Annotated in this window: 24 protein-coding genes; 17 read left to right on the plus strand and 7 right to left on the minus strand. The window is 44.4% G+C overall.

Going from position 1 to position 19,245, the window contains the following annotated elements; translation table 11 throughout:
* Nucleotides 1-14: 14 nt before the first annotated feature.
* Nucleotides 15-992 (minus strand): iron-siderophore ABC transporter substrate-binding protein, encoded by a 978-nt coding sequence (locus NSQ12_RS04490; protein WP_339176040.1) that lies wholly within the window; start codon nt 990-992, stop codon nt 15-17.
* Nucleotides 993-1,122: 130 nt separating this feature from the next.
* Between NSQ12_RS04490 and NSQ12_RS04495 the strand changes: the two genes are divergently transcribed.
* The 4 genes from NSQ12_RS04495 to NSQ12_RS04510 all read left to right on the plus strand — a co-directional run bounded on the left by NSQ12_RS04495 (nt 1,123) and on the right by NSQ12_RS04510 (nt 4,819).
* On the plus strand, nt 1,123-2,124 hold the full coding sequence (locus NSQ12_RS04495) for an iron ABC transporter permease (protein WP_339176041.1): 1,002 nt from the start codon (nt 1,123-1,125) through the stop codon (nt 2,122-2,124).
* On the plus strand, nt 2,121-3,152 hold the full coding sequence (locus NSQ12_RS04500) for an iron ABC transporter permease (protein ID WP_101501786.1): 1,032 nt from the start codon (nt 2,121-2,123) through the stop codon (nt 3,150-3,152). The genes NSQ12_RS04495 and NSQ12_RS04500 overlap by 4 nt, the downstream gene beginning before the upstream one ends.
* A gap of 113 nt (nt 3,153-3,265) precedes the next feature.
* Entirely contained in the window at nt 3,266-4,147 is an 882-nt protein-coding gene (locus tag NSQ12_RS04505; protein ID WP_339176044.1) for a PhzF family phenazine biosynthesis isomerase, read from the plus strand.
* An 87-nt stretch (nt 4,148-4,234) separates the two neighbouring features.
* On the plus strand, nt 4,235-4,819 hold the full coding sequence (locus NSQ12_RS04510; protein WP_003243940.1) for a nitroreductase: 585 nt from the start codon (nt 4,235-4,237) through the stop codon (nt 4,817-4,819).
* 38 nt (nt 4,820-4,857) lie between these two features.
* Here the strand turns inward: NSQ12_RS04510 and NSQ12_RS04515 are convergent, their stop codons facing one another.
* The 3 genes from NSQ12_RS04515 to NSQ12_RS04525 all read right to left on the minus strand — a co-directional run bounded on the left by NSQ12_RS04515 (nt 4,858) and on the right by NSQ12_RS04525 (nt 6,192).
* Nucleotides 4,858-5,049, minus strand: a complete 192-nt coding sequence (locus tag NSQ12_RS04515) for a YfhD family protein (RefSeq protein WP_003233561.1) — start codon at nt 5,047-5,049, stop codon at nt 4,858-4,860.
* 66 nt (nt 5,050-5,115) lie between these two features.
* Nucleotides 5,116-5,226: a YfhE family protein gene (locus NSQ12_RS04520; RefSeq protein WP_003223230.1), complete on the minus strand. Its 111-nt coding sequence runs from the start codon at nt 5,224-5,226 to the stop codon at nt 5,116-5,118.
* 54 nt (nt 5,227-5,280) lie between these two features.
* A complete protein-coding gene (locus tag NSQ12_RS04525; RefSeq protein ID WP_198878901.1) occupies nt 5,281-6,192 on the minus strand; it encodes a TIGR01777 family oxidoreductase in 912 nt (303 codons plus the stop codon).
* Between the two features lie 88 nt (nt 6,193-6,280).
* Between NSQ12_RS04525 and recX the strand changes: the two genes are divergently transcribed.
* From recX to NSQ12_RS04540, 3 genes are all read left to right on the plus strand, one after another.
* Nucleotides 6,281-7,075: a recombination regulator RecX gene (gene recX / locus NSQ12_RS04530; RefSeq protein WP_041332784.1), complete on the plus strand. Its 795-nt coding sequence runs from the start codon at nt 6,281-6,283 to the stop codon at nt 7,073-7,075.
* A 1-nt stretch (nt 7,076) separates the two neighbouring features.
* Nucleotides 7,077-7,391 carry a YfhH family protein gene (locus NSQ12_RS04535; protein ID WP_003233553.1) on the plus strand — a complete coding sequence of 105 codons (315 nt, stop codon included), beginning with the start codon at nt 7,077-7,079 and terminating at the stop codon, nt 7,389-7,391.
* Between the two features lie 143 nt (nt 7,392-7,534).
* Entirely contained in the window at nt 7,535-8,728 is a 1,194-nt protein-coding gene (locus NSQ12_RS04540; RefSeq protein WP_217024776.1) for an MFS transporter, read from the plus strand.
* A gap of 31 nt (nt 8,729-8,759) precedes the next feature.
* Here NSQ12_RS04540 and NSQ12_RS04545 read toward each other — a convergent pair whose 3' ends face one another.
* Nucleotides 8,760-8,912: a small, acid-soluble spore protein K gene (locus NSQ12_RS04545; protein WP_003223241.1), complete on the minus strand. Its 153-nt coding sequence runs from the start codon at nt 8,910-8,912 to the stop codon at nt 8,760-8,762.
* 124 nt (nt 8,913-9,036) lie between these two features.
* Here NSQ12_RS04545 and NSQ12_RS04550 point away from each other — a divergent pair, with 124 nt between their 5' ends.
* From NSQ12_RS04550 to NSQ12_RS04575, 6 genes are all read left to right on the plus strand, one after another.
* Nucleotides 9,037-9,306: a YfhJ family protein gene (locus NSQ12_RS04550; protein WP_003243789.1), complete on the plus strand. Its 270-nt coding sequence runs from the start codon at nt 9,037-9,039 to the stop codon at nt 9,304-9,306.
* A 144-nt stretch (nt 9,307-9,450) separates the two neighbouring features.
* Entirely contained in the window at nt 9,451-9,969 is a 519-nt protein-coding gene (locus NSQ12_RS04555) for an SH3 domain-containing protein (RefSeq protein ID WP_015715537.1), read from the plus strand.
* Nucleotides 9,970-10,053: 84 nt separating this feature from the next.
* Nucleotides 10,054-10,386, plus strand: a complete 333-nt coding sequence (gene spdL / locus NSQ12_RS04560; protein WP_024573182.1) for an SdpC immunity protein SpdL — start codon at nt 10,054-10,056, stop codon at nt 10,384-10,386.
* Complete coding sequence (gene ephM / locus NSQ12_RS04565; protein ID WP_069703773.1) at nt 10,373-11,233, plus strand: epoxide hydrolase EphM; 861 nt, start codon at nt 10,373-10,375, stop codon at nt 11,231-11,233. Before spdL ends, ephM begins: the two co-directional genes overlap by 14 nt.
* Before the next feature lie 231 nt (nt 11,234-11,464).
* On the plus strand, nt 11,465-12,454 hold the full coding sequence (locus NSQ12_RS04570; protein WP_003244113.1) for a glycosyltransferase family 2 protein: 990 nt from the start codon (nt 11,465-11,467) through the stop codon (nt 12,452-12,454).
* 71 nt (nt 12,455-12,525) lie between these two features.
* Nucleotides 12,526-15,111 carry a YfhO family protein gene (locus NSQ12_RS04575; RefSeq protein ID WP_283857614.1) on the plus strand — a complete coding sequence of 862 codons (2,586 nt, stop codon included), beginning with the start codon at nt 12,526-12,528 and terminating at the stop codon, nt 15,109-15,111.
* On the opposite strand, the gene NSQ12_RS04580 is transcribed toward NSQ12_RS04575, so the two are convergent.
* Nucleotides 15,104-16,087, minus strand: a complete 984-nt coding sequence (locus NSQ12_RS04580; protein ID WP_014476212.1) for a metal-dependent hydrolase — start codon at nt 16,085-16,087, stop codon at nt 15,104-15,106. The genes NSQ12_RS04575 and NSQ12_RS04580 overlap by 8 nt on opposite strands.
* A 215-nt stretch (nt 16,088-16,302) precedes the next feature.
* On the opposite strand from NSQ12_RS04580, the gene mutY reads away from it, so the two are divergent.
* The gene (gene mutY, locus NSQ12_RS04585; RefSeq protein WP_014479222.1) at nt 16,303-17,412 is read left to right on the plus strand and encodes an A/G-specific adenine glycosylase; all 1,110 of its coding nucleotides are present in this window, start codon (nt 16,303-16,305) and stop codon (nt 17,410-17,412) included.
* 7 nt (nt 17,413-17,419) lie between these two features.
* On the opposite strand, the gene NSQ12_RS04590 is transcribed toward mutY, so the two are convergent.
* The gene (locus NSQ12_RS04590) at nt 17,420-17,644 is read right to left on the minus strand and encodes a hypothetical protein (RefSeq protein WP_003233542.1); all 225 of its coding nucleotides are present in this window, start codon (nt 17,642-17,644) and stop codon (nt 17,420-17,422) included.
* An 81-nt stretch (nt 17,645-17,725) separates the two neighbouring features.
* Between NSQ12_RS04590 and fabL the strand changes: the two genes are divergently transcribed.
* From fabL to NSQ12_RS04605, 3 genes are all read left to right on the plus strand, one after another.
* Nucleotides 17,726-18,478: an enoyl-[acyl-carrier-protein] reductase FabL gene (gene fabL / locus NSQ12_RS04595; protein WP_003223262.1), complete on the plus strand. Its 753-nt coding sequence runs from the start codon at nt 17,726-17,728 to the stop codon at nt 18,476-18,478.
* A gap of 68 nt (nt 18,479-18,546) precedes the next feature.
* Nucleotides 18,547-18,801: a gamma type acid-soluble spore protein SspE gene (gene sspE / locus NSQ12_RS04600; protein WP_003233541.1), complete on the plus strand. Its 255-nt coding sequence runs from the start codon at nt 18,547-18,549 to the stop codon at nt 18,799-18,801.
* A 172-nt stretch (nt 18,802-18,973) separates the two neighbouring features.
* Entirely contained in the window at nt 18,974-19,234 is a 261-nt protein-coding gene (locus NSQ12_RS04605; RefSeq protein ID WP_003242708.1) for a YgaB family protein, read from the plus strand.
* Nucleotides 19,235-19,245 lie beyond the last annotated feature (11 nt).

Genomic DNA, 19,245 nt, shown 5'->3' on the forward strand with positions numbered 1-19,245 from the left:
ACGGAGTCTTTTTTTTATTTCGTTTTTAAGAAGTAGGTTTCAATATCATCAAGCAGGTAGTTTGCGGCTTTAATTCCGCCTGCGGTTGTCCATACGACGTCATCGACTTCATGCGCATTACCTGATTTCACGGCCTTTAGGTTTTTCCATAGTGAACTGCTTGTCCACTGATTGGCCCATTTTTCATTTTCCTTTGCATTATCGGCTTTATAAGTGAAATAAAACAGCACATCAGCATCCATATCAGGAATAGATTCTTTACTGTCAGTTGAGAACGTAAATTGGTCCTTTTGTTTCTTGAACAGTTCTACTTGTTTTTCAGGGCGTTTGAAGCCAAGCTGGTCTAAAATAATCCCTGAGAATGAATCGGTATAATAGATTCTTGATTCACCGGATAAAAAGCGTACGACTGAAACGGTTTTGTTTGTCTGGTCGCCCAGCTTGTTTTTTAAATCAGAAACACGTTTATCAAAATCGGCAATGACTTCCTTGCCTTTGTCCGCCTTATTCACCGCGTTGGCGTATAGAGTCAGGTTATCCTTCCAGTTCCCGGCCAAAGATTCAGCAAAAACAGTCGGCGCAATCGCATTTAACTGATCATAAATTTTTTCCTGGCGCACTTTGTTTCCAATAATCAAATCAGGCTTTAATTCTGCGATGGCTTCCACATTCGGTTCCGTTTCAAGACCGACGTTTTTAACACCTTTCATGTCATCTTTCAGATAGTCATACCACGGGTCGCCCTTCCATGACTTTACGGCTCCGACCGGCTTAATGCCAAGCGCTAAGAGCGCCTCTGTTCCTTCATTAGTTAAAACAACAATCCGTTTTGGAGTGGCGGGGATGTTGTCTGATGTCCCCATTGCATGTTTGACCGTTCTTGTTTTGCTGCTTGACCCCTCGCTGTTGCTTGAACTTTCTGAACTATTACAGGCAGAAAGTACCATAACGGCCATTAAAAATACGAATAGCATGCTGATATGCTTTTTCATCTTTTTCCTCCCAATATTGAAATTCATTATCATTTAGATCATAATAAGCAGTGTTAAGAGTGTCAATCCCTAATTGAGGATTATTCTCAAAAACAAACATTACATAGTAAATAACTAGGAGAATTAGATCATGATCTGCAAAAAGGCATCTTCAAAATGGATTGTGTTAGTATGTCTGATTTTCATTTTACTGGCGGCTGTCTGCGCAAGCGTCGTGTACGGCTATACAGGTACGTCATGGAGACAGGTCTATCAGGCGTTTACTTCCTTCAACGGAACAAATGAGCATGTCATCATCAAGGATGTCAGGCTTCCGCGCGCTTTGGTTGCGACAGTCGTCGGCGCCTCGCTTGCAGCCGCAGGCGCTCTCATGCAGGCGCTCACAAAAAATCCGCTTGCGTCACCGGGGATTTTCGGGATTAATGCCGGTGCAGGTTTTTTTATTGTTGCCGGATCGTTTTTTCTGCATATTCAGTCACCTCAGGCATTAGTATGGAGCTCGTTTCTGGGGGCAGCATTTACCGCCGCGATCGTCTATGCAGCAGGCTCGCTTGGGAGGGAAGGGCTGACGCCAATCAAACTGACGCTGGCGGGAGCTGCCATGGCAGCCATGTTTTCTTCTCTGACACAGGGCTTGCTGTCTGTCAACGAACTCGAGCTTGCCCAGGTGCTTTTTTGGCTGACTGGCTCTGTGCAGGGCCGGAGTCTGGATCTGCTGTTGACGATGCTCCCGTATGCAGCGGCAGCGCTTGTGATCTGCTTCTTTCTCGGCCAAAAAATTAATCTCCTCGTCATGGGAGAAGATGTGGCAAAAGGACTCGGCCAAAAAACGGGCCTGCTGAAATTTGTGATGGCGCTTTGTGTTGTCATGCTTGCAGGGTCCGCTGTCGCCATTGCCGGGCCGATTTCTTTTATCGGCATCATTATTCCGCATTTTGCCCGCTTTGTCGTTGGTAATGATTATCGCTGGGTTCTGCCATTTTCCGCTGTTTTGGGTGCCATTTTGCTTGTTTGCGCGGATATCGGTGCGCGATATATCATTATGCCTCAGGAAGTTCCTGTCGGGGTCATGACCGCCATCATCGGAATGCCTGTGTTTGTGTACATCGCAAGAAGGGGGGCGAAGCTATGAAACTTCGTTTTGGCGTTACTGCGGCTGAAAAGAAAGCATGGATCGTCTTTTTAATTTTACTGGGGTTAACAGCTGCTGTACTCATCATAAGCGCAGGTCTCGGACAAAGGTTTATTCCTCCCTGGGATGTAGCAAAAACATTCTTTGGTGCAGGTTCCAAGCTGGATGAACTGATGATCATGTCGTTCCGCATGCCAAGAATTTTGACAGCTTTATGCGCCGGTGTCTGCTTGGCAGCGGCAGGCGCGATATTGCAGGGGCTCGTCAGAAACCCTCTCGCATCTCCGGATATTATCGGAATAACAGGAGGAGCGGCGGTAGCGGTCGTGCTTTTAATGATGTTCTTCTCAGACCGCAGCAGTTCACTTACGATCAGTCTGTCGTGGCTTCCAGCAGCCGCATTTATCGGCGCATCGGCTGTCGGACTCATCGTCTATTTACTGGCATACAAAAATGGCGCCTCCACATTTCGGCTGGTGCTTATCGGAATCGGATTTTCAATGTCGGCGCAGGCGATGACTACCCTGCTAATGATCAAAGGCCCGATTTACCGGGCATCACAAGCCAATGTGTATATCACTGGGTCAGTTTATGGGTCAAACTGGCAGCATGTAAAAATAGCTATTATCTTATCTGTCATTCTCTTATTCATTTGTTTTGTCGCGCTAAAAAATATGAATATACAGGTGCTGGGTGAAGATATTGCGGCGGGTGCAGGAAGCGCTGTGCAGCGAAATCGTTTTTTCTTGCTCCTTTTGAGTACGGCTCTTACGGGTTGTGCAGTTTCAGTTGCCGGCACAATCGGTTTTGTCGGGCTGATGGCGCCCCATATTGCAAGACGGCTTGTCGGCTCATCTTATGGCGCGCTGCTCCCAACGTCGGCACTTATTGGAGCTCTGCTCGTTTTAACAGCTGATATCGTCGGCAGAACCTTATTTGCTCCGGTGGAAGTGCCGGCCGGCGTCTTTACAGCGGCTATCGGCGCACCTTATTTTATTTATTTGCTCTATAAAACAAGAAATTCTTGATCGTTACACCCATTTTCTTAAAAAAGGAAATGGGTTTTTTTATAATGACTGAAGATTCGTAATTATTTTTGCTATACTGACAGAGACATTGATAAAGAAAGGGCGGCAGATGAATGAAAGAAGCAGAGGTATTAAAATATGAAGCATTTACAAGCAGTCCCGGCAAAGGAAACCCCGCAGGCGTCGTTTTGCAGGGAGACGATTATACGGGAGACGAGATGCAGATCATAGCTGAACGTGCCGGGTATTCAGAAACCTCCTTTATCCGAAAAAGCGAGTCGGCCGATCTTGAACTCCGTTACTTTACACCTGGACACGAAATGAATTTGTGCGGTCATGCGACAGTTGCTTCTCTTTACGCATTATGTGAGAAAAGAATGCTGGAGAGCGGTAAAACGTACAGCATCCAAACGAAAGCGGGTATCCTGCCTGTGAAGATTTCTGAAAAAGATGGCCGTATTCATATCACGCTTGAACAGGCCTCTCCGCAATTCAAACCATTTACAGGCGATCGGAAAAAACTTGCGGACGCACTGGGTATCACCGAAGAGGATTTTCATGAAGACCTTCCGATTGTGTTTGGCAGCACTGGCATATGGACAGCCATCGTTCCGCTTAAATCATTGGAGGCTTCCAAAAAAATGGTGCCAGATAACAAACAATTTCCGGAAGTGTTAATTGATCTGCCAAAAGCTTCAGTCCATCCGTTTACCTTTGAAACCGTTCATCCCGACAGCGACCTGCACGGGCGCCACTTTTCATCCCCGTATTCGGGAACAATTGAAGACCCCGTGACCGGCACAGCTTCCGGCGTGATGGGGGCTTATATGAAACAATATGGCAATGCCAAGCAGCATAAATTTATCATTGAACAAGGGCAGGAAATTGGAAAAGACGGAAAAGTGGAGATCGAAATGAACGAAGCCGGCGGCCATGTGAAAGTGAACATGACAGGAACAGCCGTTTACTCAGAAACCCGTATTCTTAAAATCTAATACGGATGATGGTTTACAAAAAGATGCACTTTCCGTTATCATTATGAAATGATAATCATTTTCAATTGCATAGGAAGGTGAGACGGTATGCCTCAAACCGAACAAATACATCAGCATTCAGTACTGCGGGACATCATACGCAGCAGAAGATCGATTCGAAAGTTTAAACAAGAGCCAGTACCTTCAGCAGTCATTCTTGACATGCTTGAAACGGCAAAATATGCGCCAAATCACAGAGTGACAGAGCCATGGAGATTTATTTACGTTTCCAGTGAGACAGGTAAAGCGAACCTCATCAATACATTTGCAGCGTTTTCTAAGAAATCCAAGCCGGATATGACAGAGGAAAAGCTTCAAAATTTCAAAAACACACTTGGGCGCGTTCCGGGATTTCTCCTCGTCGTGTTTCAGGAAGATGAAAACGAAAGAGCGCGGGACGACGATTTTGCGGCAACAAGCTCGTTGATTCAAAATCTTCAGCTTCTTGCTTGGGAAAAAGGAATCGGCATGGTTTGGAAAAGCGGAAAAATCCTTTATGACAAAGAAGTCCATCAGGCCTTTGGTTTGCAGGATAATGAGCGTTTCGCCGCCATCATACAAACAGGTTATCCTGACGAGGCGCCGGAAGTGAAAAAACGCACACCGATCCGCGACCGGTTCACTGAAATGTAAAAAACCCCTTGTCTCAAACGGAGACAAGGGGTTTTTCATTAACGAGATTTCTTTTTCGCTCTGTTGTCGGCTGCTTTCGCACGCTCTTGCGCTTCGCGATCATCTGCATCAGCAAGCTCGGTTGAATATTCTTCGTAAACGCCGTCAGTTTCCCTTTTTAATGCATCGGGAACTTGTGGAAGCTTTTGTTTGTTTTTATCACGGTTTTTGTGGATATGATTTCTGCCCATATCAAATTCCCCCTAAAAAGTGATCTCAAACAAAGATAGTATTTGGTTTTAAGGGGCTATGTATTCCTACTTCCGCTTAGCAGCTTTTTCCGCTTTTTTAAATTCGCCTGAATAAAGAACTTCCTGCATTTTCTTCAGGTTGGCGCCTTGCTGGTGCTTCTCCCTCTTTTTTTCCATAAAAAGGACCTCCTTCAACCATGTTATTCTTAAGGTTGACGCTTCCTGCAGTTTTTATACAGTCTTTCGGTCCGCTATCAGCTGTGAGAGTGCAAATTCAAGATCCGAATATGTAAAACGAAATCCAGAGGTTATCGCTTTTTTAGGAAGAGCGCGCTGTCCTTTCACAATCAAAAGACTCATTTCACCCAATGCTTTTGATAAAAAGAATTCCGGGACGGGGAGCCAGTGCGGGCGGTGCTTCACCCGTGCAATCGCTTTTCCGAATTGCTTCATGTCCACAGGATTGGGCGCGGTGACATTCATTGGGCCTGAGATGCCGGCATTTTCCACCGCATATCGGATCATCTGGGCCGCATCCTCGACATGAATCCATGACAGCCACTGCCTTCCCGTTCCGATCGTTCCGCCGGCCAGAAACTTATAGGGGAGAACCATAAGCGGTAGAGCACCTCTTTCTCCAAGCATCACGCCAAATCTTGCATAAACCGTCCGGATGCCCATCGCTTCAATATTCTGTCCTTCCTTTTCCCACAGGTGTGCAGTATGGCTGAGAAAATCCTCATCTGACGTTGCAGAATCCTCTGTGAAAGTTTTCTCAAGGCTTGTCCCGTAAATACCCACGGCACTGGCTTGGATCAATGTCTTCGGCTTCTCCTTCTGTTTCTGAATAAGCCGCTGCACTTCACGCGTCGCATTGATACGGCTGGAGAGAATGTGCTGCTTCGTTTTTTCTGTCCAGCGGCCAAAAATCGATTTTCCCGCAAGGTTTATCCAGACATCAATATGAGGAAGTTCCTGCTCCGGGGCGGCTCCTTCCGTCAGCCATTGCACATATGTCATATTTTTTTGTTCAGTTTCTCTTGCGTTTCTTGATAAAATATAAACATGGTGTCCCTGGCGGATAAGAACGCCTGTCAGATGCTGGCCGAGAAAACCGGTTCCGCCCGTCATTGCGATATTCATGAACATCTCTCCTCATCGTTCTAATAAATATACTTTACCTCATTGTAATAAAAGAAAACGCGTTTCAGGCCTGAGAAGGGAGATTAAGATGCCGTTTATTACAAAAATATCAACGCAAAAAAAGAATACGGAACGCTTCAATATTTTTCTGGATGATAAATACGCCTTCAGCGTGGACGCGGATGTGCTCGTGAAATTTGAGCTCAAGAAGGGAAAAGAACTCGATGATCTTGACATCATTGAGATTCAATACGGCGATGAAGTGAAGAAAGGCTTCAACCGTGCGCTTGACTTTTTATCCTATCGAATGCGGTCGACGAAAGAGGTCGAGGACCACTTAAAGAAAAAAGAAACCTCGCCCCCCGTCATTGCGGAAGTCATCCATAGGCTTAACGATTACAAGTACTTAAACGACCAGGAATTTGCCTCAGCCTATGTCAGCACTCACAAAAAAACAAACGGAAAAGGCCCTGATGTTTTGTTCAGAGAGCTAAGAGCGAAGGGAATTGATGACGATACAATTAAGGAGGCGCTAAGTTCCTTTTCCTTTGAAGATCAGACAAGAGAAGCGGTCAAGCATGTTGAAAAGCTTCTCAAAAAAGATAAAAAGCTTTCGACGAAAGAACTCAGACAGCGCGCCCAGCTGCAGCTTCAGCGCAAGGGCTTCTCATTTGATGTTATCAGCGCGGCGATGGATCAGATTGAATATGAAAATGATGAAGACACAGAGAAAGAAGCGCTGCGCCTTCACGCGGAAAAAGCGTTTAGAAAATACCGCTATGACGGCTCATATGAAAGCGCCATGAAGGTCAAACAATTTTTATTCCGCAAAGGATTCTCACTCGATTTAATCGAGCAATTACTGCAGGAAGAGGAGTACTGAAATGGAGAAACGATACAGTCAAATGACACCGCATGAACTCAATACCGAAATCGCATTACTTTCTGAAAAAGCAAGAAAAGCCGAACAGCATGGAATCATAAACGAACTGGCAGTGCTCGAACGGAAAATTACGATGGCAAAAGCATATTTGCTGAACCCGGAAGATTACTCACCGGGAGAAACATATCGTGTGGAAAACACTGAGGACGAGTTTACCATCAGTTATTTAAATGGCGTTTTCGCATGGGGATACAGGACCTCTTCCCCTCAGCAAGAGGAAGCGCTGCCAATCTCAGTATTGAAAGAAAAAGAATAAAGCGTAACGGGGAGGCTGATGATCAGCCTCTTTTTGTTTGCAGCACATTTACACGAATTCTTAAAGAAAAAATCATTGAATTCACTTGAAAAATCTTTTAAGATGAAACTCGTTGTTTTTTAAAATCAAAGGAGGCGATGACGTTGAGTATCAAAAACCCATCTGTAAAATTTATTATATTTGTTCTTATGATTTGTACATTTTCAATCGGCTATACAGAATACGCGGTGATGGGTATTTTGACGTCGATTGCCAATGACTTTCATATACAGGTTTCATCCGCAGGGCTTCTTGTCACGGCTTATGCGGCAAGCGTTTGTTTGACAGGGCCGCTCGTCACCATCATTTCCGTCAAGCTTCCGAGAAAGCCTGTGCTTCTTGGGCTGATGGCGATATTTAGCCTTTCCAACCTGATGAGCGCACTGGCGCCGAATTTTGTGGTATTGGCCATTTCAAGAATTTTATCTGCGTCCATTCACGGCGCTTTCTTCGCGATTGCCATGGTATTCGCAAGTGAAATGGTTCCGCCGGAAAAGCGTGCTGCAGCTGCTGCTTCAATGAACGGCGGACTGACAGTGGCTCTAATGCTTGGTGTTCCATTCGGCTCTTATCTCGGAGATGTCCTGAATTGGAGAGCGGTGTTTTCCATCATTACGGCACTTGGTGTCATCGGATTGTTAGGCCTTATGGCTGCCGTGCCGAACAGAAAACCAAAAGTGATCCCAATGCTTATGAATGAGTGGGGGGTTTTTAAACACAAACAAGTGCTGTTTTCCTTCGCGATTACCATTTTAGGCTATTCCGGTGTCTTTATCGCCTACACCTTTATCGAACCCATTTTGAGGCATTCAGCCGGATTCAGCACGGTTGGCATTACAGGTGCTCTCTTTGCGTATGGATTGGGAGGCGTTGCCGGGAATTTCTTTGCTGGAAAAGTACCGCTGCCTTTGCTGACTCGGACGATGATCGGCGTAATGAGCGGTTTAATCGGTGTTCTGGCTGTATTTCCTTACATCGCCATTTACCCGGCTGCAGCCATTGTGGCAACGTTCCTATTCGGGGCATGCGCATTCGGCACGCCGCCTCTTCTGCAAACAAAGGTCATTTCCTCATCTGAGGGCGGCACAACCATTGCCGCAGCTGTCAGCGTATCAGCATTTAACCTTGCCAATGCCCTTGGTGCATGGATCGGCGGAATGATTTTAAACGGAACAGGCTCTTATTCCTGGCTGTTTGCAGGAGGTGCGCTTATGACTGCATGCGGACTTGTGCTTTCTACCTTCGCACACTTATCAGAAAAGAAGAGCGTCTACGAATATCAAGTCAATAAAGGGTAAAAACAGCTGCAGTGTATGCAGCTGTTCTTCTTTACCGTTTGCCTGAGGCTCTCATTCTTTCTTGAGGATGCTGATTGATTGATCCGTCAGCACGCTTTGAAGCATAGTCGTCCTTTGCTCTCGGTTCACCCTGAAATTTGTTTTCGTTTTCGTAAGGAAATCCTTTTTCTTTATTTCGGACCATGTCATATCCCCCTAGGTTCGAGATCAAAAAGTTGCGTCTTTCCAGATGAAGACGTAAGGTTAGTATATGGAGAATACCACGTAATAAAGCGTTATTTTTTTCCTGAAGAAAGGAGACTGCACACATGAATATGTACATTGAGAAACTGACTAATCTGCTTCTGGAAAAGAACGAGATGATCAGCTATATACAGGCAAAAACGTGGGTGGAATTGTTATGGAGCGATTTCGAAGCAACCTATGCAAAAGCCGGACACGCCTATCAAGGTGAAAAAATGACTGAAAAAATCGTCACACAATGGATTGAAAACTATGGCGGCCAGCTCCATCTTTTTCAAAGCTCCCGTAACGACGTGAATGATTACTTAAATCAAAGCAGAGGCCTTTTGCATTAAAAACCTGCCGTTAACGACCGGCAGGTTTTTTCATTTTCTTAAAATTATCTTAACAGGAAGAAATCATAAACAAAACATGTTTCACCAGCCTGTCAATCAGGGAATACCACTTATATCTTGTCAAAATGCGAGGAGGAGCTTTATATGAAAAAGAAACAAGTAATGCTCGCTTTAACAGCTGCCGCAGGACTGGGTTTGACAGCACTTCATTCCGCTCCCGCAGCAAAAGCTGCGCCCCTTCACGATATATCTGTCAGCATGCCATCATCCGATTCTTACATCATAAAAACAGGAAAGCTGAATGTCCGGACTGAGCCAAATCATAAAGGTGACATTCTCGGCACTGTATCATCAGAACAAAAAGTAAAAGTCTATGGATTTGTAAATGCCGATTGGGCTCAAATTCATTTCAAAGGAAAGAAAGCATATATTTCAACTCACTTTTTAATGAAAACCGCAAGCCAAGCGAAAACAACGAAACAGACAGCCTTCTATACACCGACGCCCGAAAATGGAAAAGCTAAACAGCTCTCATCTGGAACAGAGGTGACAATACTTGGGTGGGGATTCAGTGAAAACGGCGGATTTGACTTCACTTGGGCGTTCGTGGATTATGGCGGAGTTAAAGGCTATATTCACACAAAGGATTTACAAATGCGATAAAAAGGCAGGCCGAGGCTTGTCTTTTTGCCTATGCATGAAACATTTCTTCTTTCTGCACGTAACAATGAGAAAGGAGATGATGATATGACGGGTTTAGTCGGCGGAGGGCTTATGATCATTGCGGGCATACTGATCAAACTGTTTCCTCCCAAATCGATCAACAGTGTGTACGGATACAGAACGAGACGCTCAATGTCAGATCAAAGATTATGGAATGAAGCGAACCGTTACAGTGCATCATTAATGATCCTGTCAGGCTTGGTGATTGCGGGAATGGGTTTGCTGCTGGGATCAAACTTGATTATTCTTCAGCTTATCCTGCTGATTGCCGCCTGTGTCATAACATTTATGCTAACGGAGAAAAGGCTGAAAATCATGACGCACAGTCAAGGAGGAGATAGAAGTGGACGGAGTTAAATGCCAGTTTGTCAATACGAACGGAATCACGCTCCACGTTGCAGCCGCAGGACCGGAAGACGGCCCGTTAATTGTCCTGCTCCATGGATTTCCTGAGTTTTGGTACGGCTGGAAAAATCAAATTAAACCGCTTGTTGATGCGGGTTACCGGGTCATTGCTCCTGATCAGCGGGGCTACAATCTCAGTGACAAACCGGAAGGAATTGATTCATATCGGATTGATACATTAAGAGATGATATCATCGGGCTTATTACGCAATTCACTGATGAAAAAGCAATTGTCATCGGTCATGACTGGGGAGGGGCTGTCGCATGGCATTTGGCTTCCACACGCCCGGAATATCTTGAAAAACTGATCGCGATCAATATCCCGCACCCGCACGTCATGAAAACCGTAACGCCGCTTTATCCGCCGCAATGGCTGAAAAGCTCGTATATCGCATACTTCCAGCTCCCTGATATACCGGAGGCATCACTAAGGGAAAATGATTATGAAACATTAGACAAAGCGATTGGATTATCCGACCGTCCCGCGCTTTTTACATCCGAGGATGTCAGCAGGTACAAAGAAGCGTGGAAACAGTCGGGCGCGCTGACAGCTATGCTGAACTGGTACAGAGCCCTCAGAAAAGGAAGCTTGGCAGAGAAACCCTCTTACGAAACAGTACCTTACCGAATGATCTGGGGAATGGAAGACCGCTTTTTGAGCAGAAAGCTTGCGAAAGAGACGGAAAGGCATTGCCCGAATGGACATCTCATCTTTGTTGATGAAGCTTCCCATTGGATTAACCACGAAAAGCCAGCCATCGTCAATCAGCTGATTTTGGAATATCTTAAGAACCAATAAGCTAAAATTTCTCTCCATCCGTCTGTCATAATGGCAGACTTTTTCTGTGCGTTTTTTTCATAGTCTGTTTTAAACATGACAAAATAACATTAAAAATCATGAATGTCACCATAAAATTGTAACAAAAAACAGGTTTAAACGACTTTAAAAAAAGGAATAGCCTTACTGAAGATTTGTGTAAAACTCCCCTAAGGCAATACTTAAAAAGAATAATAAAAAGAAGGTGCCTTAATGAAGCAAGGATTAATCTCGATTATTATCCCGTCTTACAATGAAGGGTATAATGTCAAACTCATTCATGAATCTTTAAAAAAGGAATTTAAAAACATTCATTATGACTATGAAATATTCTTCATAAACGACGGAAGTGTTGATGACACGCTTCAGCAGATCAAAGACTTGGCAGCGACGTGCAGCCGGGTAAAATATATATCTTTTTCTCGAAACTTTGGAAAAGAAGCCGCAATTTTGGCGGGCTTTGAGCATGTTCAGGGCGAGGCGGTTATTGTCATGGATGCCGATCTGCAGCATCCGACATATTTGCTGAAGGAATTTATCAAAGGCTACGAAGAAGGGTATGACCAAGTCATTGCTCAAAGAAACAGAAAAGGGGACAGCTTTGTCCGCTCACTCTTATCATCTATGTATTACAAGTTCATTAATAAAGCGGTGGAAGTCGATTTGCGTGACGGTGTCGGTGACTTCAGATTGTTAAGCCGCCAAGCTGTGAATGCACTTTTGAAGCTGAGCGAAGGAAACCGCTTTTCAAAAGGCCTTTTTTGCTGGATTGGCTTTGATCAGAAAATTGTATTTTATGAAAATGTCGAACGAAAAAACGGCACCTCCAAATGGTCGTTCAGCAGTCTGTTTAACTACGGAATGGACGGCGTCGTTTCATTTAATCATAAGCCGCTGAGATTATGTTTTTATACAGGCATTTTCATCCTGCTGCTTTCCATCATTTATATCATTGCCACATTCGTTAAAATTCTGACTAACGGTATTTCTGTGCCTGGGTATTTCACCATTATCTCAGCAGTGTTATTTCTCGGCGGAGTACAGCTGTTAAGTCTTGGAATAATAGGTGAATATATCGGCCGAATCTATTATGAAACAAAAAAACGCCCGCATTATTTGATCAAAGAAGCGAATATCCCGAACAAAGACCTGCCTGAAACGAACGAATTAAAAAGCATGCGGCGTCTGACAAAAATGCACTGAAAATACCAAGCGCCATTGGCAGTGCTTTTTTTGCGTGTCTATTATCTTAAAAGCAAGACTGGAGAATTTATATGAAAAGAAAACATAACATGATCTATGCGGCCAGTTTGCTGGTGTCCGTTCTGGCACACGCTTTTTTTGTGAAAGAATGGGCGGAAGGCAGGTATATGACAGGTCCGGGTGACGGGCTTGCGCAAATGATCGTATTTAAAAAATTATTATTTGACCAATATACACACGGGAATTTTTTCTACAATTATTCATTCGGACTTGGCGGCGGCACATTCAGTCAGCTCGGCTATTATTTTTCTGCGTCTTTTCTTTTTCTTGCTGTGTCCGCCACTGTTTGGCTGCTTCAAGCCGTCCAGCTGATCGGAGAAGCGGATACGCTTTTTTGGGCAGAGTCAGCTGTTTTTATCAGTATTTTCAAATTGAGCTTGATCATCTTTACGTCCGCTTCTGTTTTTCATTATCTTCTCAAGCACAGGGCGGCATCGTTCACGGGAGCTGTGTTATACGGCGTCTCAATTATTTATTTCCGTCACGAAGCGTATTGGGAATTTTTCACCGATACAATGGTTTGGCTTCCGCTGCTTGTGCTTGGCGCAGAAAAAATTATTAGAGAGCGGCGTCCGGCGTGGTTTATCGTTGCGTGTTCGCTGACGTTAATCAACAATTTTTACTTTGCATACATAAACCTTATATTCATCGGAATCTATGTGCTGTTCAGATGGTTGATCCGTTTGGAACCACATGAAGAGAAAAGATGGATTCAAATCAGATTATTTCTCGTTTCAGGCTTCATTTCTTTTGGCATCAGTGCGGCGGCGTTTGTGCCGGTAGTATACGGTTTTTTAAACAACCTGCGCCCTCCATACAGCCAGAAAATAGAGTGGCTCAATTTCGATGATAATATCTTATTTTCGAGCCGGATCATCATTGTGCCGGCCGCTTTTCTGCTGTTTTTGTTTATTATTTCTTTTTACAAAAACCGTGTGTTTCGTCTCTTTGCCGGGTTGAGCCTGCTGTTTATTCTGTTTCATTTCAGTCCGTATGCGGCAAGCGTCTTTAACGGTTTTTCCGCCCCGCAAAACCGGTTTGAATATGTTCTGGCCTTTACCATTGCGGGAGCAGCTGCGGCTGGTTTGTCACAGCTGTCTGAATTGAAACGGAAAGAACTGCTCCCGGCCGCAGCTGTCGTCCTGCTTCTTTACTTGTATCATATCCAAAGGTATAAGCTCGATATATGGAAGCCTGCGAATGAAAGTATTCTATTGCTCTTACTCATGACAATCGCAGCCTTGTTTGCTGCAGCTTTTGCGAAAAAACGGGCAAAAATGGCTGTGTACGGTATAATCATTCTTTCTTCGCTGTTTGTCGCCAACTCCTATCAAAAATACGCGCTCTCAGAAGGCGGCGATTTGGACAGTGTGACAAAAGAATATCTTACAAGTGAGGAATACAGAGGGCGGGAATCATCTGAGCTCATCAGACGTTTACAGAAGGAAGACGATGACCCGCTCATGAGAATCGACTGGATGAACGGGGTCCGCAATAATACGCCAATCATTTACGGATTTAATGGCTTCAGCGCGTATTCCAGCATTTTAAACAAAGATCTGCTGGCCTTCTATTGGAATGATTTAAGCATCGATATGGGCAGGGAAAGCGTCAGCCGTTACGCGTCATTGGGAGACAGGGCGAATTTATACAGCCTGCTTTACGGCAAATATTATATGACCGAAAAAACAAACGAAGCCAGCGTCCCGTACGGCTTCAAAAAGCATTTAGAAACAGAGCATTATGCAGTTTATGAGAATCAGTACATGCTTCCATTCGTTAAAACAGCGGATGCCATATACAGCGAAAGTGAGCTGGACCGATTGCCCGCTCTTGCGAAAGAACAGGCGATGCTGAAAGGAATTATATTAAAAGATCCATCAGGAAAAACGGAGCAGACACCAAAACCGTCCAATTTGATCACCAAGTCGGACATCACCGCAAAACAAGCCCAGTATCAAAACGGGCTGCTAACCGTAACTGGAGAAAACGGAGGAGAGCTGATCATCACCCCGAAACAGCCATCATCCGCTCCGGGAGACTACTATGTCAGCTTTTATTTGAAAAGCAAAGCAAAAGACAAAGGATTTACATTAAAGGTAAATGATTATGTCACAACAAGGAAATCGAACAAATCGATCTATAAAACCGGAGTAAATAATATAACGGTAAGAGTGCCTAAATCAGGCCATATCTCAATCAATCTTCCGAAAGGAACCTATGAGCTGAGAAACATAGCGCTCTATGAAGAAAATTACCAAACGCTGAAAAACGCTGTAATGCAAAATAAAACAGAGAAAGCAGACAAACTGAATTGGAACAAAAATCGACTGACCTTTTCCTATCATCTGTCAAAAGACCAGTACATCATGCTTCCGATCCCATATGAAAAAGGCTGGGAGCTGAAGATCAACGGAAAAACACAGAAGATCGAAAAAGCGGATTATGCTTTTATAGGCTTCAAGGCGCAAAAGGGAGACAATCACATTGAGCTGACTTACTATCCGCCATACTTCAAAATATCGGCGATCATATCTCTCGTCAGTCTGCTGCTTGCTGTTTTTTATATAAGACGTAAAAAGCCCGGCTCTATATAGAGCCGAGCTTTAATTTTTTCTGAAGTTTTTCTTCGCTGAATATCCATCCCGTATAGGATGAACGAATCGTGAGATCATGGCCGATATGAACAATTGCGACAAACGGATAATGGCCTTTGCTCCGATAACGCAGGTCGATAAATCTCACCTCATAATGATCTTTAAACGTATCCACTTCCCACCGGTAAACCGGAGAAAAGGACAGAAACGCCGCGATGTTATCATCCTGCTTTGCCGCATGCATTACATCGGTTTCAGGAACAGGCACCCGATTAAATGTATCCAGAATCACGACATGTCCTTCCATGCTTCTTCCTACATAGAAAGCATGTGCTGTCGTCACTGCGATTCGCCATTGCCTGAATTTCATCGTTGGAGAAATAATAATGCTTTCGATCTCATCATGAATCATCTCATGAAGCTTCCGTTTAATTCTCAGCTGCATGATCAGGCGCACCAAGTAATAGCCTGCCAATATGATATATAAGCTGAGAAACGTGATGCCGGGACTCCCGCCTGCATACCAAATCGCGATAGCTGCCAGATGGCTGATAAAAATAAACGGATCAAACGTATTAATCAGCCCGAGCGCAACCCATTTTTTCGAAAACGGACGAATGGCTTGTGTTCCATAGGCGTTGAATATATCAACAAAGACATGCAGAACGACTGCCAGCAGTGTCCACAGCCACAGGTGCAGAAAATCGGCCTGAGGATAAAATAAATACAGAATCGCCGGGATGATGACAGACCAAAACAAAACGGCGGGAATTGAATGGGTAAATCCTCTGTGATTCCTTATATAAACAGCATTGTTTTTAAGCTTTAACACAGTATCAATATCCGGAGCCTGAGAGCCCGCAAGCGTTGCGATCATAACAGCGTGAGCCATTGCCGGATCTGATCCGACAACAGGATCAAGCGTCGCAATACCGCCCAGTGCGATGCCCATAACGACATGTGTGCCCGTATCCATAGGTGACCTCCTTGCAGGGTGATCCTGCACATTCACTTTGTAAGAAATTCCCCATTTTCATATACCCAATTTTTAAACTGATTCAATCGTTCTCATATGTTTCCGCTTTTTCTTTATTACTATTTAATGTAACATATTATCGTACTGTGCCCTTAGTGTACAACAAAAAACAGTCTAAAGAAAAGCGGGGCGCGAAAGACTGGGGAGAAACACATATGAACGTACTTGAAGACAAATTAAAACAAAAAGACATACAGCAATTTCGCGATGATTTAATCTCATGGTTTGAACGAGAGCAGCGCGTTCTGCCGTGGAGAGAGGACCAAGATCCATATAAAGTGTGGGTATCTGAAGTGATGCTGCAGCAAACGAGAGTAGAGACAGTGATTCCTTACTTTCTCCGGTTTGTAGAACAATTCCCGACAGTGGAAGCGCTCGCTGATGCTGATGAAGAAAAGGTGCTGAAAGCATGGGAAGGGCTCGGCTATTATTCGCGAGTCAGAAACCTGCAAAGCGCGGTAAAAGAAGTGAAACAGGAATACGGCGGCATTGTTCCTCCAGACGAGAAAGATTTTGGCGGGTTAAAAGGCGTCGGCCCTTATACAAAGGGAGCGGTGCTCAGCATTGCCTACAATAAACCCATTCCCGCAGTTGACGGAAATGTGATGCGTGTCATGTCCAGAATTCTATCTATTTGGGATGATATTGCCAAACCAAAAACAAGAACGATCTTTGAAGACGCCATACGAGCTTTTATTTCCAAAGAAAAACCATCTGAATTTAATCAGGGCTTGATGGAGCTTGGAGCCTTGATCTGTACGCCAAAATCACCCTCATGCCTGCTTTGTCCGGTTCAGCAGCATTGCTCAGCATTTGAAGAAGGCACTGAACGGGAGCTTCCGGTAAAAAGCAAAAAGAAAAAGCCCGGGATCAAAACCATGGCCGCGATCGTACTGACTGATGAAGACGGACAAGTGTATATCCACAAACGGCCGTCTAAAGGTTTGCTCGCCAACCTGTGGGAATTCCCTAATCTTGAAACACAAAAAGGGATCAAAACTGAGCGTGAACAGCTCATTGCTTTCTTAGAAAACGAATATGGCATACAAGCTGATATCAGTGATCTTCAAGGTGTAGTCGAGCATGTTTTCACCCACCTGGTATGGAATATTTCAGTGTTTTTCGGTAAAGTAAAACAAGTGTCGGATACCAGCAAGCTGAAAAAAGTAACGAAAGAAGAGCTCGAACAATTTGCGTTCCCGGTGTCACATCAAAAAATCTGGAAGATGGCAGTAGAAGCAGCCGCCATCTCGGCTGCTCCGTAAACCATTCTTAATCGTAAGAGACGCGCGTGCCGTGGCTGTAGTCCGCTTCATTGCGCTTCATTCCGCCGCGCGCTTCAATTTCTTGCGTTAATTCCCGGTATTTTGATTGGCCTTCTTCGTTCAAATAAGGCATAATTTGCTGAAAGGCATGATGAAAATAAGCGAGTTCACTGTTCTTCCAATCTTTTTTGGAAACCATGTTCAATTCGCTCATATCACGTCCGACATACATAACAGAAGACCCCCTTTAAAGTTCTTGCCATTATTGTTTGTGGAAATAAAAGAACTATACGCTACAAGGAGATGAGGAAAAATGGAACAAAATAAATGTGCACTCGTAACAGGAAGCAGCCGCGGTGTCGGAAAAGCGGCCGCGATCAGACTTGCTGAGAACGGCTATAACATCGTCATTAACTATGCACGCAGCAAAAAAGCAGCATTAGAAACAGCGGAAGAAATCGAAAAGCTTGGCGTTAAAGTGCTTGTCGTAAAAGCAAACGTAGGACAGCCTGCAAAAATCAAAGAAATGTTTCAGCAAATTGATGAAACGTTCGGCAGACTTGATGTTTTTGTCAATAATGCCGCTTCAGGAGTACTAAGACCTGTCATGGAATTAGAAGAAACACACTGGGACTGGACGATGAACATTAATGCGAAAGCATTGCTTTTCTGCGCTCAGGAAGCTGCCAAGCTAATGGAGAAGAACGGTGGCGGGCATATTGTCAGCATTAGTTCATTAGGCTCTATCCGCTATCTTGAAAACTACACCACGGTCGGTGTATCAAAAGCAGCGTTAGAGGCTTTAACCCGTTATCTTGCCGTTGAGCTTTCACCAAAACAAATTATCGTCAATGCTGTTTCAGGCGGAGCGATCGACACAGATGCGCTGAAGCACTTCCCGAATAGAGAAGATCTGCTTGAGGATGCGCGCCAAAATACGCCGGCGGGACGCATGGTCGAAATTAAAGACATGGTTGATACTGTGGAGTTTCTAGTGTCTTCCAAGGCTGACATGATCCGCGGACAGACAATTATCGTTGACGGCGGACGCTCACTGCTCGTTTAAAAATTTTTAAAAAAGAGGAATAGCTATACGATCACCTGCACATTCTAATGACCGTGGAGGTGATAACAATGGCTAACTCAAATAACTTCAGCAAAACAAACGCTCAACAAGTTAGAAAACAAAACCAACAATCAGCTGCTGGTCAAGGTCAATTTGGCACTGAATTTGCTAGCGAAACAAACGCTCAGCAAGTCAGAAAACAAAACCAGCAATCAGCTGGACAACAAGGTCAATTCGGCACTGAATTCGCTAGTGAAACTGACGCACAGCAGGTAAGACAGCAAAACCAATCTGCTGAACAAAACAAACAACAAAACAGCTAATCACTGAAACAGAAAAAAGCACTTCATCTTCGGGTGGAAGTGCTTTTTTCTGTTTGAAAAACGACAAAACTTGTGGAAGGTCTACAGAATGAGTCAAAGGGTTTGCTTTATGGAGATCGAAATGATTAAAGGAGGAAATGTTTATACTTTCATCAGGCTGAAGGAGGAACCGATGACCGAATTTGAAAAGCTGGTAAGTGAACAGATGAAAACGATGGATAAGCTTCTCGATCTCCAATCAGAGCTCGACCGCTGCAAACAAATTGAGGCGGAACTCCGGCATTTGGAAAGGGATGCAAGGCTGCGTGGGATTCAGGCTGAAATTGCGGTAAAACGGAAACACCTTGCCGATATACAGGATATGTTTCAAAAGCAGACAGAGCAGGTCATTCGTTCATATCGCAGCTCAGAAAAGCCGTCTTCCTTTGTGTAGTGCAGGAATGT

The sequence above is a fragment of the Bacillus sp. PS95 genome, from assembly GCF_037963565.1.
Classification (GTDB): Bacteria; Bacillota; Bacilli; order Bacillales; family Bacillaceae; genus Bacillus; species Bacillus subtilis.

Excerpts from the sequence above, each read along its gene's own strand:
- NSQ12_RS04490 (WP_339176040.1), bottom strand. The coding sequence starts at position 992 with ATGAAAAAGCATATCAGCATGCTATTCGTATTTTTAATGGCCGTTATG.
- NSQ12_RS04495 (WP_339176041.1), top strand. The coding sequence starts at position 1,123 with ATGATCTGCAAAAAGGCATCTTCAAAATGGATTGTGTTAGTATGTCTG.
- NSQ12_RS04500 (WP_101501786.1), top strand. The coding sequence starts at position 2,121 with ATGAAACTTCGTTTTGGCGTTACTGCGGCTGAAAAGAAAGCATGGATC.
- NSQ12_RS04505 (WP_339176044.1), top strand. The coding sequence starts at position 3,266 with ATGAAAGAAGCAGAGGTATTAAAATATGAAGCATTTACAAGCAGTCCC.
- NSQ12_RS04510 (WP_003243940.1), top strand. The coding sequence starts at position 4,235 with ATGCCTCAAACCGAACAAATACATCAGCATTCAGTACTGCGGGACATC.
- NSQ12_RS04515 (WP_003233561.1), bottom strand. The coding sequence starts at position 5,049 with ATGGGCAGAAATCATATCCACAAAAACCGTGATAAAAACAAACAAAAG.
- NSQ12_RS04520 (WP_003223230.1), bottom strand. The coding sequence starts at position 5,226 with ATGGAAAAAAAGAGGGAGAAGCACCAGCAAGGCGCCAACCTGAAGAAA.
- NSQ12_RS04525 (WP_198878901.1), bottom strand. The coding sequence starts at position 6,192 with ATGAATATCGCAATGACGGGCGGAACCGGTTTTCTCGGCCAGCATCTG.
- recX (WP_041332784.1), top strand. The coding sequence starts at position 6,281 with ATGCCGTTTATTACAAAAATATCAACGCAAAAAAAGAATACGGAACGC.
- NSQ12_RS04535 (WP_003233553.1), top strand. The coding sequence starts at position 7,077 with ATGGAGAAACGATACAGTCAAATGACACCGCATGAACTCAATACCGAA.
- NSQ12_RS04545 (WP_003223241.1), bottom strand. The coding sequence starts at position 8,912 with ATGGTCCGAAATAAAGAAAAAGGATTTCCTTACGAAAACGAAAACAAA.
- NSQ12_RS04550 (WP_003243789.1), top strand. The coding sequence starts at position 9,037 with ATGAATATGTACATTGAGAAACTGACTAATCTGCTTCTGGAAAAGAAC.
- NSQ12_RS04555 (WP_015715537.1), top strand. The coding sequence starts at position 9,451 with ATGAAAAAGAAACAAGTAATGCTCGCTTTAACAGCTGCCGCAGGACTG.
- spdL (WP_024573182.1), top strand. The coding sequence starts at position 10,054 with ATGACGGGTTTAGTCGGCGGAGGGCTTATGATCATTGCGGGCATACTG.
- NSQ12_RS04570 (WP_003244113.1), top strand. The coding sequence starts at position 11,465 with ATGAAGCAAGGATTAATCTCGATTATTATCCCGTCTTACAATGAAGGG.
- NSQ12_RS04575 (WP_283857614.1), top strand. The coding sequence starts at position 12,526 with ATGAAAAGAAAACATAACATGATCTATGCGGCCAGTTTGCTGGTGTCC.
- NSQ12_RS04580 (WP_014476212.1), bottom strand. The coding sequence starts at position 16,087 with ATGGATACGGGCACACATGTCGTTATGGGCATCGCACTGGGCGGTATT.
- mutY (WP_014479222.1), top strand. The coding sequence starts at position 16,303 with ATGAACGTACTTGAAGACAAATTAAAACAAAAAGACATACAGCAATTT.
- NSQ12_RS04590 (WP_003233542.1), bottom strand. The coding sequence starts at position 17,644 with ATGTATGTCGGACGTGATATGAGCGAATTGAACATGGTTTCCAAAAAA.
- fabL (WP_003223262.1), top strand. The coding sequence starts at position 17,726 with ATGGAACAAAATAAATGTGCACTCGTAACAGGAAGCAGCCGCGGTGTC.
- sspE (WP_003233541.1), top strand. The coding sequence starts at position 18,547 with ATGGCTAACTCAAATAACTTCAGCAAAACAAACGCTCAACAAGTTAGA.
- NSQ12_RS04605 (WP_003242708.1), top strand. The coding sequence starts at position 18,974 with ATGACCGAATTTGAAAAGCTGGTAAGTGAACAGATGAAAACGATGGAT.